Consider the following 12,472-nt stretch of genomic DNA (forward strand, 5'->3'; position numbering starts at 1 on the left):
AAATTTTGGATATAATTAGTATTTTATAAAGAAATCATAACTGATGTCCCATGAATTATCTGAAAATTATTACCGGATTTATCATAAATATTTTTTTATTCATTATCATTGAATTTTGTAGTCAATATTATTGTCTAAAAATAGATTCTAAATGAATGTCCGTGAATATATAGAATTATTTCTATACATTCTAAAAATAAATTGCCGTATTTTTATTAAAAGATTTATCTTAGAGCCCAAGCAAATACTAAATGGAACGCCTCGAAAAAATCAGTATATTATATGTGGATGACGAAATTAATAACCTGAACTCGTTTAAAGCAGCCTTTCGAAGAGATTTTAATGTTCTGCTGGCTACTTCCGGCAGAGAGGGACTTGAAATATTGGAAAACAACGTTATACACGTTATTATCACAGATCAGAGGATGCCTGAGATGACTGGTGTGGACTTTCTGATTGAAGTTTTAAAAAAATACACAGATCCGATACGGATTTTGTTAACCGGCTATACCGACATTAATGCAGTTATAGATGCTGTAAATAAAGGACATATCTATTACTACCTCAACAAGCCCTGGGATGAGCAGCAACTGAAGATCATTATTAAAAATGCTTTCGAAATTTTTACACTTCGGGAAGAGAATAAAATATTGCTGGAAAAACTGATAGATGCCAACGGACAGCTTGAATTTCTACTCAGGCAAAAACTTATTTCTTAATAATAAGGGAACAATTGTGATTTATTTTTAGGATAATTCCCTGTTTCGCCTTACCCTGCGAAACAACATTTCTTTTTGTGCAATAACACCGGTGTCAGACCTTTCATGACATAAAAAAACAGGGTAAATGTGGACGTAATGACGATGGCAAGCATTAGTATTGCTGCAAATAACAGATTTCCAATTGCCTTAAAGAAAATAATCAAGTCCATAATTCCCGTGTTTAACTAACCGTCATGTGTGATAGAACTTATTATATCTAAAATCATACCGGAGCTGGCTGAATTGTGGATTTTTTATATAACATGATCATTATTAATAAAATAACCACCTGAATATAATTCTAACTGGCACTGTAAAATTTTGGTTTAAATTGTATTCCACCAAAGATCAACCAAGGATATTTCGTATAGAGGGATTTTGATAGTTAAAATCTTGAAAAAATTATATTGTTACAGTTAATTTAAAGATAATAATTTTCATTCCTGTTTTGTAGTAACTTTAAAATCAGATAATTGAAAATATAAATCACATTTTCATTTCTGTTAATTTCTAAATTCAGTTGGGGATATTTGCCTCTTTCTCCTGTAACCTCATTCCCCACAATTCAACTTTCTTCCAACAATTTACAGGAAATGTTTTCCCGTTTTTTTTAGCCCGTTTCCGATGTACGTGAACGCTTTATAAGTATACTTGTTAAAGGATTTATTGATACTCTGATTCAAACCTTTGAGTACCAGGCAAGCTGCAATACCTAACAAATCGTTCAGCCTGACATTTAAAAGCTGAATTATTGTAATCAGCAGTGATATTATAAGTAAACAAGGCCTGGTACCGTATTTTAAAAATTATTGTAACATGGTTGTTCCGTTTGGTGTGACCCTAAAGCAGAAATCTCATTGGTATGGAAGAACTGATTGTGAAAAATGAAATTATAATAGATGCCCCGATCGCCAAGGTGTGGGAAGTATTAATTGCACCGAAATTTATCAGACAATGGGATTCTTTGCCCCAGGATTTTCCTGATTATTATTTGGAAACCGGGATGGAGATCAATTGGTCGGGTAATTCCAAAATAACGGTGGCCGAAATGCTGCCACATGAATATCTGAAGTTATCATTATTTGTGTATAATTGGGAACTTGGGCCATCGTCGTACAACATTGCTTATCATTACAGGTTAGTTTCTCACGATAATCACATCTTACTTTCAATTGAAATAGGGGATTTTGGGCAGCTTCCTGACGGTCAGGAATATTATGATGCATCGGTGGAATTTGCAGACAAAGCACTAAACAAAATAAAATTGCTGGCAGAAAACAGGTGGTGAATCTGGTCCTGATTTACCAATTACTGACTACATTTGTTTGTATAAGTTTAAAAATATGGAATCTAGCTCAAAGGCATATTACGACACCAATGAAGTGGCAGAAATTGTAGGTTGTGAAGCATCAGCTTTGCGGTTTTGGGAAAAAAAATTTCCACAATTAAGTCCTAAGAGAGACGCACGGAACCGAAGGCGTTACACGGAAAGGGATATTGAAATTATCCGGAAGATCATGCACCAAAAGGACAAACAAGGCCGGACTATTAAAGGAGCCAGGGAGCAACTTCGCAAAAAGGAAGAATCCCAGTTGCTAATACAACGATTGCTCCGCGTAAGGAAATTTTTGGAGGAAATCCACGAAAAACTGTAAAAGGCGTATTATCCTGAAATTTCCACGCGTAAAGTCTCAACTAACCTCCCCATGAAAAAAACACTGTTTTTATTTACTCTTTTTATATATTCTTTTTTCTTCTTTTTCTCAGGTTTTTAAAGCAGCTGAAATTAGAAAACACATTGAATTCCTTGCCTCCGATAATCTGGAAGGAAGAGGCACAGGTACGCAGGGAGAAATAAAAGCAGCAGATTATCTGGCAGATTTATTCAGGAAAACAGGGCTAAAACCGGCAGGAACAGACAGTACTTTCTTTCAGTCTTTTAAAGTAACCATTTCTTATGGTGGCAGCGTTCATCCGATGTCAACACGCAATGTAGCCGGTTTTCTTGATAATGGAGCAGAAAAAACGATTGTAATAGGCGGGCATTATGACCATCTGGGAAAGGGATTTCAAAGCGGGTCTCTGACTCCCGACAGCCAGAACCAGATACATAACGGAGCCGATGACAATGCCTCTGGTACTGCGGGTGTCATTGAGCTTGCCAGATACTTTGCGGCTAATAATATAAAAGAAAAACATAACTTTTTGTTTATCGCATTCTCGGGAGAGGAACTTGGGTTGTTGGGTTCTAAATATTTTATTGAAAATCCTGCTGTTCCGCTCAAATCTATTTCCTGTATGATTAATATGGATATGATCGGCAGGCTGGACGAAACAAAAGGGATCATAATTTCGGGTTGGGGAACCAGTCCTGTTTGGGGAAAAGTTATTCCGGATCTGGCCAAAACCCGGAAAATGAGATATACAATAGACTCTTCGGGCGTTGGTGCATCCGATCATACATCGTTTTATTTAAAAGATATTCCGGTTGTCCAGTTCTTTACGGGATCCCATGGCGATTACCATAAATTAACTGATGATACAGATAAGATTAACTTTGATGGTGAAGCTAAAATATTAAGCCTGATAGCACAAGTAGTAGAAGGAGTTGATAAAGAGGCCAATGAACCCGAATTTACTACTGCCGGCGACCCGCATGCAGGAAGAACGACTTCTAATTTTAAAGTTACCCTGGGTGTTATGCCCGATTATAGTTTTTCAGGAAAAGGCCTTAGAATTGATGCAGTTTCCAAAGCCCGGCCTGCCGCCAATGCGGGTATTGAGGCAGGAGACGTGATTATTAAACTGGCCGGAAAAGAAATCGGATCTATATACGATTATATGGACATACTCGGTGAACACGAAAAAGGCCAGACCGTCGAAGCAGAATTTTTAAGAAATAATGAGAAAAAAGTAGTGAAGGTTACTTTTTGAAGAGCTTATGAGTTTAGAGTTTATGAGTTTAAAGTTCATGAGTTAAGAGTTCATGAGTTCAGAGTTTATCGATTCAAAGTGGTCGTTCCATACTCTGTACTCCTAAACTTTAAACTTCCAAACTCCTAAACTTTAAACTCCTAAACTTTAAACTCCTTAACTCCTAATCTCCCTTTCAAACTTCAATGGCGCCGCGTTTTCCCAATTCTACTACTTCCATCTGGCTGATTACCCCGTCATGCAAATTGAAGCGTAACAGCGTACGCATCTTGTGGAAGCCTTCTTTGCCCGCTGCGCCTGGATTAATATAAAGCATATTAGATAAATCTTTGTCCCGGATCACACGCAAAATATGTGAATGTCCGCAAATGAAAATATCCGGCGTTTCAGATTTTAAGCGGGGTGTCACCATCGGATTATACCTCGGTGGTGCTCCTCCAATATGTGTCATCCAGATACGAAAACCTTCCAGTTCAAAAAAAAGATCTGCTTTTGTACGAAGCTGAATTTCCTTACTATCAATATTCCCATAAACAATCCGGACAGGCTTAAATGCTTCCAGCTGATCTACGATTTTTAACGAACCCAGATCTCCGGCATGCCATACCTCGTCGCAGTTTGAAAAATGATCAAACACGCGGGGATCAAGAAAGCCATGTGTATCCGATAGTAAACCTATTTTCTTCATTCGTGTGAAATTCGTAAATCTTGTCGCAATGTCCTGAATTGTATTTTAAGCTGGTAAGAAACAGGAATATATTTTTTTAATAATTAAAGTAAATTATATATAATGATTATTTATATTTAAGGAAAAATTTCCCTTAAAAAAAGTTAAATAGTTCTGATTTAAGTAATAATTTGATTTCAAACTAATTAATTAGTTGTAATTGTGTATTTGATTTTATATCATTGCATATAAGTAGTCTTTAGTTACAACCTTCTACTCATCTAACACCTTTCAGCCTTGAAAAAACGTTTAATGTTACTATTACTTCTGTCTGTAACGGCAGTTGCACAAGCTCAAACCGGAGGACGGTTTACAATGAAAGGTGTCATTGCTGATACCGCCGGCGTCGGTTTATCGGAAGCAACTGTAATGCTTCTGCTTCCGAAAGACTCTTCACTCGTTAATTTTGGAAGAACCAGTAAACAAGGGGCATTTGAATTTAAAAACCTCAAACGGATTCCGTATCTATTGAAAGTCTCTTACGTTGGATATCTCCCTTATCAGCAGCATGTTATTCCAAACGACGGAGATGTTACTGATGTAGGTAAGCTGGATATGAAATACCTGAACCATGAGCTTTACGAAGTAGTGATCAAAACGGCAAGAGCACCATTAAGTATCCACGGTGATACGGTTGAATACGATCCGCGAGCGTTTAAAGTGCCGCCCGGTGCAACAGTGGAGGACCTTTTACGACGGCTCCCGGGTATGCAGGTGGAGCAGGATGGAAGTATAAAAGCCCAGGGCGAAACGGTAAAACGCGTTACGGTGGATGGGAAAAGGTTTTTCGGGGATGATACCAAAGCAGCAACCAAAAATCTGCCTGCCGATGCAATCTCGAAAGTCCAGGTATTTAATGATAAAACCGAACAATCCAGGATTACGGGCGTGGACGACGGAAAGCATGAAAAAACATTAAATCTTGAATTAAAAGACAGTCATAAAAAAGGAGGATTTGGGAAAGCAACGGCCGGAGTGGGCACGGATAAGCGGCTCGAAGGGAAATTTAATTACAACCGTTTCAACGAAAAAAACCAGTTTTCAGTCATTGGGTTGGGCAATAATACCAATCAGGGCGGCATGTCATGGGACGATTACCAGGATTTTAAAGGAAGCCAGTCGTTTAACTGGGGCGACGATGGTGACTTTGGATTTGGAGGCGGCAGATACATTTCCTTTGGTGGAGACGATGATAATGAAAGCCTGACAATACAGGCTGGGAGTGGTTCACAAAACCGGGGGTTTAATAAAAACTGGGCAGGAGGCGCCAATTATAATTTTGATGAGAAAAAGACAAAATTTAACACCAGTTATTATTACAACCAAACAAGCCAGGATCTGGATGGAACTTCAAGGCAAACGAATTATCTTACCAATTCAGCTTTTACTAAACTGGATACGAACAGCCGTTTGAACTTCAATGCAAATCACAGGGGAAGCCTGCGGTTTGAGAAAACGCTGGATTCGTTAAATACGCTGATTGTGCTGACGAATATGCGAATTGGGAATGGAACATCCGATTATATCAGCCACCAGGAATTTTATCAGGGTGCACAGGCTGAGAACGGGCTTTCCAATATCAGTGATTTCAGTAATTATTCAGATTTTAACTCTTTTGCACTGGCCAATACGGCCATATTCCGGCATAAATTCAGGAAAAAAGGCCGGAATTTTGCTGTGAGTGCTGCTTATAATGTGAATAACTCAAATGGAAATAATATTCAAAAGTCTACGAACCAGTTTTTTAAATCTTCACAAACTACACCAGACAGTGTTTTGAACATCAATCAAACCAATGATACGAAGAGTTTACGAAACCAGGTAAAAGGAAGTTTACTTTATATTGAACCGCTTTCTAAAAAGTTTTTCTTAGAGACATTTTATAATTTCAGTCTTAAAAAGGACGATGTAGACCGTGACGTATTTGATATTGCGGAAGGGACATCCGAAAGAAATACTAACCTTAGCAGGTATTATACGAATAAATCGACTTACAATCGGGTTGGAACAACATTACGTTATACTAACAACGGTCTTAATCTGTCGGCAGGACTTGGTGCACAGGAAATTCATCTGAATGGTAATTTTGCCGTAAATCAGGATGATGTCACCAGAACCCGTATTAACCGTAAGTTTTTCAACTGGACGCCCAATATGTCCCTGAATTTTGATTTGAAAAACAACCGTTATTTGTATGGAGGATATAATGTTTCGGTTCAGGAACCTTCCATTCGCGATCTTCAGCCAATTGTCGACAACAGCAATCCTTTGTATATCCGTGTTGGAAATCCTAATCTGATCCCTTCCACTACCCATTCTGCTAATCTGGGTTACAATTATTTTAATCCGGGAAATTTCATCCAAATGTTTTTTGGCGCTTATTATAGTTACTTTGATGATCAGGTCATCTACAATCAAACCGTAGACGAAAACCTTGTGACTACTACCAGGGCCGACAATATCAGTGGAGGAAACAGCCTGAATTTTTATGGTAATTATGGCTTTCCGCTTGTCAAAACGAAAAGTAACCTAAGCGTGAATGTATCTTACGATGTTAGTAATAACCTGACAAATATTAATGGTGCGCTTAATAAAACCAAGTCTAATGGTTACAATGCCGGATTGAGGCTTGATTATACGCCAGGTGATAAGTTTACCATTTACACCAATGCAAACTGGAACATCCGTGATACGAAATATTCAATCAGTTCGGGCCAGAACCAGAAAATTGTAAATGGGACTTACAATGCCGAAATGAACATAAAACTGCCAAAGGAAATATATTTTAACACACGTTTTTCTTATAATACGTATGTGAACAAGCGCTTTGGTTTTGATCAGAATATGCCGATCATGAATCTCTCGGTTTATAAAACCATGCTTAAAAGCAAAAAGGGCGAAATACGTTTATCATCATTTGATTTGTTTAATAAGAACAGGGGCATTTCGCAATCAGCTTACCAGAATGTAGTTTCACAGGAACAAGTGCGTACATTAGCCAGGTATTTTATGTTGAGTTTTACTTATAATATGCGTGGCGTTTCACATTCAGTTCGTCGCAAAGGTTATGGGTTTTAAAATGATATATTTCAGTAAAATTTTAAATTATAAAATCTTAACATTCTATAAATGAAACAATTGATAATCATTATTATAATACTTACCAATTTCTGCCATGCAAGAGCGCAGGCAGTAGAGGGAGTTGTAACTTACGAAAGGGCACAATACTGGACCAAGATCATGGCACATTTAACTTTCCTGAGCCAGGAGGAAAAAGACAGGGCAAGACTTACCTGGGGTGTTCATGATGGCTGGAAACAAAAAATGAATCTCTATTTCAACGGTAAGGAAAGTAAATATGAAACGCTAAAAGAGCAATCGGAAGATGGATGGAGCGGGCGTGATGAAGATTTTATTATTTACCGGAATTTTGAAAAAGAACGTAAAATTGATTTTGAAACAATGGCTGGCAGAACCTATCTGGTAGATGACAGCCTGGTTGCACCGCAATGGAAAGTGATGAACAAGATCAAGGAAATAAAGGGTTATTTATGCATGATGGCAGTAAGTAAGGATACGATCAGGAACCAGACTATTACTGCCTGGTTTGCCAATGATATAGCGGTACCAGCCGGGCCGGAAAAATATTTTGGCCTGCCCGGACTGATCCTGGAACTGGACATTAATGATGGGGATGTGTTGATAACTGCCGACAAAATTGAATTGAAGCCGGTTGACAAGGAGTTGGTTTTACCAAAAAAAATGAAAGGGAAAAAAATTACAGAAGTTCAGTATAATGATATGCTGTCGGAACATATCCGGACCAGCATGAAAGGGCAACGAAACCCCTATTGGTCTGTACGTTATTGAAAAACCAGAAATTGATTTAAATAAAATTGAAGAATGAGATTGTCATTGGCAATCTTATTTTTTTATACCTTTGCGGTTCGAAAAGACTAACATAATAGGATCGTCTGGCTTGATTTTAGTGAAAGCTAAAATAATAATATCGTATTAACCAATTTTAACTTATACCCAATAACCCTTTTGTAATTATGAAAAATACGCTTATAGCTGTGGCTATGCTATTTGTACTCGGATCATGTGCAAGTAAAAAGAAGATGATGGCGGTGCAAACCAAGGCAAACGAAATTCAGATCCAGCTTGACAAAGCTAGAGCTGACCTAAACGATTGCGACAGCAGAACAGCAGGTTTGAACAATGACCTGAAAGCTAAAAATGACGAACTATCCAGTAAAACAGCTAAAATGAAAGAGCTGGAAGATCAGATTGAATTCCTTAAGAAAAATAATAATAACCTGCTGGATCGTATGTCCGATCTGTCGGTGATCAGTAAAGAAGGTTCAGAAAGCATCAAAAAATCACTTGCGATGATGGATGCACAGGGAAGCCAGATCCGTGATTTGAATTCAAGCATTCAGCGTAAGGATTCATTAAACATGGCGCTTGTATTAAACCTGAAACGTTCATTGGCAGATGTTAGCGATGAAGATGTGCAGATTGAAGTGAAAAAAGGCGTTGTATATGTGTCTCTTTCCGACAAAATGCTTTTCAAATCAGGAAGTTCTGTAATCAATACACAAGCTGAAACTGTATTAGGCAAAGTTGCTAAAATCCTGAATGACTACAAAGAAATCGAAATCCTGATTGAAGGACACACAGATAATGTACCTATCGCAACGGATAAAGTGGCTGACAACTGGGATTTAAGCGCATTGCGTGCTACCTCTGTTGCGCGTACTTTACAGAAAAAAATACGGTGTTGAACCACTTCGTATGATTGCTGGCGGCCGTGGAGAATATCTTCCGAAAGTTTCGAACGATACGCCTGCAAACCGCAGCATGAACCGTCGTACGGAAATTATCATTACACCAAAAATGGATCAGTTCTTTAACCTGTATACTCCAAACGCAGGTAAATAATTGCTAAAATATAATTGGAAAAAAGCCTGTCAGATTTCTGACAGGCTTTTTTGTTGAATCAGTTTTATGCTTTTTTAAGTATTTTGCGTTACAATGAACAGAACGGTTAAAATTGTATTTTAATTATAAAGTGTTTATCTTCAAAAACTCAGTAAATGATCGAAACTGCCCCAAATAAGGAAAAAATTCAGCAGGCGCATGAGCTTATTACTCCTTATATCCATCGCACGCCCATATTGACTTCTCTATTTCTGGATGACCTGGCGGGAGGCAAGCTGTATTTTAAATGTGAGAATTTTCAGAAGATCGGTGCGTTCAAGGCACGGGGAGGATTGAATGCAGTACTGTCACTTTCGGCAGAAGAACGCAGTTATGGCGTGGCAACGCATTCTTCGGGCAATCATGCACAGGCCATTGCTTATTCGGCCGCTATGCTAGGTATAAAGGCATATATTGTAATGCCTGATAATTCTCCACAGGTGAAGATCAAGGCAGTAGAAGGTTACGGCGCACAAATTACTTTCTGTAAAAATACACCGGAAGAAAGAGAAAGTACCGTTCAGAAAATCGTGGAAAAAACAGGTGCTACTTTCATCCATCCGTTTAATAATTACAATGTTATCACCGGTCAGGCAACAGCCGCAAAAGAACTGATTGAGGATGCTGATAGAAAACTGGATGTAATTATAGCACCCGTTGGAGGCGGAGGATTATTAAGTGGAACTGCTCTTTCTGCTCATTATTTTTCACCCGAAACCAAAGTGTATGCAGGAGAACCGGAGGGTGCAGCGGATGCTGTTCTTTCTTTCCGAAGCGGGAAAATTGAGCGTGCACCTTATATAAAAACGATTGCTGATGGGTTGCTTACCTATTTAGGAGATAAAACATTTCCAATCATCAGAGAATATGTAACAGATATCCTGACTGTATCCGACGAAGAAATCATTGGAGCAATGCAATATTTATGGGAAAGAATGAAAATCGTTGTAGAGCCGTCGGGTGCGGTTTCTTTGGCGGCTGTACTGAAAAATAAAGAACTTTTCAGAAGGGAAAAAATTGGGATCATCATTTCAGGCGGGAATGTTGATCTGGGTAAATTGCCTTTTTAAAATGGAAACCCGAACTTTTTTTTACGTATAATAATAAGAATTTTCTAATAATAATATAAACATATTGGCGTTATTTGCCACTGAAAAGAGAAATTTTTAACGTGAGTTCAATTATGGATTTTAAAACGATGTACATGAAAAGTAATCATACGAAAAAGCTTATTTTTTGCTTTCTTATTGTGTTAATGGGCGCTTGCAAAAAAGACGATGATAAAGTAGTACCGGAAGTGGATTTTACATCTGAATTTATTGGTAACTACAAAACTCAGACTGCCGATGCTGTTTACTCAGCTGATCACCTTTGGGAAGTTACGGCTGTGTCTAAAAACAAGCTTGGAATTGTGTATACCAGAAATGTTACTGCTACAATTTCCGGAATTCCTGTTAAAGTTTATCAAAAGTATGCTTTGGCAAATGTTACAACAACGGCAAAAGATTCTTTTACAATCAATGAAGAAGTAGACGTAGAGCAGACTGGTGGTGCGGCTTTGAAACAAAAAGTAACAGGGGTAGGAACCAAGGTTACGAATGCTTCGGGTGTGCAGCAAATTAACATTACTTTGAAAACTACCAATTCTTCTACCGGTGTTGCCGCAGAAGAATATCTGGAATTTAAGAAAAACTAGGAGCCTGAAATTATATTTGATGCAAGCCGCCGGAACTCAGCAATCCGGCGGCTTTTTTGTGTCAAAAATTAAAATTTTACTTTTTGAAAAAATAATTCCTTTAAGACTAAGGGTGCCGTCCTGAAAAAAGACTCGGTACATATAGAAAGGGAAATTTTTTATTTCCGGGGTTAACTGACCAGCCGATCGATCATATGGAAATGACCAAAGAATTAGTTCTTCTTTATTTTCGAAATAAAAGCACCTTTCAGGAAGACAGGATTGTAGAGGAATGGCTTAAAAGTTCTCCGGCCAACACGCAGCAGGCCATGAAATGGATGGACGAATTATCGGACGAGGAAGAGAAGCTTTTTTTAAAAGTTGTGTTGGATGGAGACGATGTATGGAAAAAAACCATTGAGGAAATAAACCTGCAATCTCCGGAAAACCAGGACCGTCAGCAAGATAGAACGAAGTCCTGGATTTGGACTACTTACCGGCACACCCACCGTTATGCAGCTGTACTGGTCAGTATCCTGATGCTTGCCTTCGCAATCTATGTTTACAGGATACATTCAACGGTAGAAGTAAGAACGGATTTTGGAAAAGTCACAGAAGTGATATTACCGGACGGATCAAGTGTGATACTGAACGGGAACAGCAGTTTGAAATATGCCTATTCCTGGAAAGAAGCACCAAGGGAAGTCTGGCTGGAAGGAGAAGCCTTTTTCCATGTAAAGCGAAAAGCAGACCGATCCAGGTTTAAAGTTTATTTGTCTGACAATAAAACGATAGAAGTGCTTGGAACTGAGTTCAATGTGTCTGAAAGAGCGCTTAAAAGTACTATTTTTCTAAAATCGGGTAAAATTATGCTTCATCTGGCTGACCAGACGCACCAGGAAAACATTGCTTTAAAACCGGGTGAACTGGTAGAACTGGAAGGAGATGATGTGAAATTAGTTGTTCCGAAAAAAGTTGTTAATCCGGAAAAATACTATGGCTGGACAAAAAATAAATGGATTCTTGACGGAACATCGCTGAGAGAAATGCTGGTAAAGCTTGAAGAAAATTATGATGTCCATGTTGACACAGAAAACGAAAATATGTTAGACAAACGGGTCTCCGGTTCTATTCCATTATCGTTGAACAATGCTGACACCCTTATAGCTGATATTGCAAATCTGTTTGAATTAAAGATTATCAGGGAAAACAGGAAAATTACGCTGGTTACAACAGAGTAACCGGATTTTATACATACATGGGATAAGCCTTTTTTCTGAGCCGCAAACAGAAACAGCTTACAAAAATCCCGATTTAATATTTACATCTGAATATCATTTTGGCGCAACCAAAAATGCGCTGCTGTGCAAGGCGTGTACTGTCAGCAGTACG

Annotated in this window: 12 protein-coding genes; 11 read left to right on the forward strand and 1 reads right to left on the reverse strand. The window is 38.3% G+C overall.

Annotation, left to right across the window (positions count from 1 at the left end; all coding sequences use genetic code 11):
* Positions 1-251: 251 nt before the first annotated feature.
* The 4 genes from KZC02_RS23730 (at position 252) to KZC02_RS23745 (ending at position 3,695) form a co-directional block, all read left to right on the forward strand.
* A complete protein-coding gene (locus KZC02_RS23730; protein WP_221390942.1) occupies positions 252-719 on the forward strand; it encodes a response regulator in 468 nt (155 codons plus the stop codon).
* A gap of 904 nt (positions 720-1,623) precedes the next feature.
* Entirely contained in the window at positions 1,624-2,049 is a 426-nt protein-coding gene (locus KZC02_RS23735) for an SRPBCC domain-containing protein (protein ID WP_221390943.1), read from the forward strand.
* Positions 2,050-2,104: 55 nt separating this feature from the next.
* Entirely contained in the window at positions 2,105-2,416 is a 312-nt protein-coding gene (locus KZC02_RS23740; RefSeq protein ID WP_221390944.1) for a MerR family transcriptional regulator, read from the forward strand.
* A gap of 322 nt (positions 2,417-2,738) precedes the next feature.
* Positions 2,739-3,695, forward strand: a complete 957-nt coding sequence (locus KZC02_RS23745; protein WP_229253758.1) for a M20/M25/M40 family metallo-hydrolase — start codon at positions 2,739-2,741, stop codon at positions 3,693-3,695.
* Between the two features lie 175 nt (positions 3,696-3,870).
* Here the strand turns inward: KZC02_RS23745 and KZC02_RS23750 are convergent, their stop codons facing one another.
* Complete coding sequence (locus KZC02_RS23750) at positions 3,871-4,383, reverse strand: metallophosphoesterase (RefSeq protein WP_221390945.1); 513 nt, start codon at positions 4,381-4,383, stop codon at positions 3,871-3,873.
* Between the two features lie 276 nt (positions 4,384-4,659).
* Here KZC02_RS23750 and KZC02_RS23755 point away from each other — a divergent pair, with 276 nt between their 5' ends.
* The 7 genes from KZC02_RS23755 to KZC02_RS23780 all read left to right on the forward strand — a co-directional run bounded on the left by KZC02_RS23755 (position 4,660) and on the right by KZC02_RS23780 (position 12,321).
* The gene (locus KZC02_RS23755) at positions 4,660-7,500 is read left to right on the forward strand and encodes an outer membrane beta-barrel family protein (protein ID WP_310590370.1); all 2,841 of its coding nucleotides are present in this window, start codon (positions 4,660-4,662) and stop codon (positions 7,498-7,500) included.
* A 51-nt stretch (positions 7,501-7,551) separates the two neighbouring features.
* A complete protein-coding gene (locus KZC02_RS23760; RefSeq protein ID WP_221390946.1) occupies positions 7,552-8,292 on the forward strand; it encodes a GLPGLI family protein in 741 nt (246 codons plus the stop codon).
* A 185-nt stretch (positions 8,293-8,477) separates the two neighbouring features.
* Complete coding sequence (locus KZC02_RS23765; RefSeq protein WP_229253759.1) at positions 8,478-9,209, forward strand: OmpA family protein; 732 nt, start codon at positions 8,478-8,480, stop codon at positions 9,207-9,209.
* A 10-nt stretch (positions 9,210-9,219) separates the two neighbouring features.
* Complete coding sequence (locus KZC02_RS32100) at positions 9,220-9,366, forward strand: hypothetical protein (RefSeq protein ID WP_229253760.1); 147 nt, start codon at positions 9,220-9,222, stop codon at positions 9,364-9,366.
* A gap of 155 nt (positions 9,367-9,521) precedes the next feature.
* Complete coding sequence (locus KZC02_RS23770; protein ID WP_221390947.1) at positions 9,522-10,475, forward strand: threonine/serine dehydratase; 954 nt, start codon at positions 9,522-9,524, stop codon at positions 10,473-10,475.
* Between the two features lie 134 nt (positions 10,476-10,609).
* The gene (locus tag KZC02_RS23775) at positions 10,610-11,101 is read left to right on the forward strand and encodes a hypothetical protein (protein WP_221390948.1); all 492 of its coding nucleotides are present in this window, start codon (positions 10,610-10,612) and stop codon (positions 11,099-11,101) included.
* A 200-nt stretch (positions 11,102-11,301) separates the two neighbouring features.
* Positions 11,302-12,321, forward strand: a complete 1,020-nt coding sequence (locus KZC02_RS23780) for a FecR family protein (protein ID WP_221390949.1) — start codon at positions 11,302-11,304, stop codon at positions 12,319-12,321.
* Positions 12,322-12,472 lie beyond the last annotated feature (151 nt).

Source organism: Dyadobacter sp. NIV53 (assembly GCF_019711195.1).
Classification (GTDB): Bacteria; Bacteroidota; Bacteroidia; order Cytophagales; family Spirosomataceae; genus Dyadobacter.

Coding starts and splice junctions, on each gene's coding strand:
- KZC02_RS23730 (WP_221390942.1), top strand. CDS start 252: ATGGAACGCCTCGAAAAAATCAGTATATTATATGTGGATGACGAAATT.
- KZC02_RS23735 (WP_221390943.1), top strand. CDS start 1,624: ATGGAAGAACTGATTGTGAAAAATGAAATTATAATAGATGCCCCGATC.
- KZC02_RS23740 (WP_221390944.1), top strand. CDS start 2,105: ATGGAATCTAGCTCAAAGGCATATTACGACACCAATGAAGTGGCAGAA.
- KZC02_RS23745 (WP_229253758.1), top strand. CDS start 2,739: ATGTCAACACGCAATGTAGCCGGTTTTCTTGATAATGGAGCAGAAAAA.
- KZC02_RS23750 (WP_221390945.1), bottom strand. CDS start 4,383: ATGAAGAAAATAGGTTTACTATCGGATACACATGGCTTTCTTGATCCC.
- KZC02_RS23760 (WP_221390946.1), top strand. CDS start 7,552: ATGAAACAATTGATAATCATTATTATAATACTTACCAATTTCTGCCAT.
- KZC02_RS23765 (WP_229253759.1), top strand. CDS start 8,478: ATGAAAAATACGCTTATAGCTGTGGCTATGCTATTTGTACTCGGATCA.
- KZC02_RS32100 (WP_229253760.1), top strand. CDS start 9,220: ATGATTGCTGGCGGCCGTGGAGAATATCTTCCGAAAGTTTCGAACGAT.
- KZC02_RS23770 (WP_221390947.1), top strand. CDS start 9,522: ATGATCGAAACTGCCCCAAATAAGGAAAAAATTCAGCAGGCGCATGAG.
- KZC02_RS23775 (WP_221390948.1), top strand. CDS start 10,610: ATGAAAAGTAATCATACGAAAAAGCTTATTTTTTGCTTTCTTATTGTG.
- KZC02_RS23780 (WP_221390949.1), top strand. CDS start 11,302: ATGACCAAAGAATTAGTTCTTCTTTATTTTCGAAATAAAAGCACCTTT.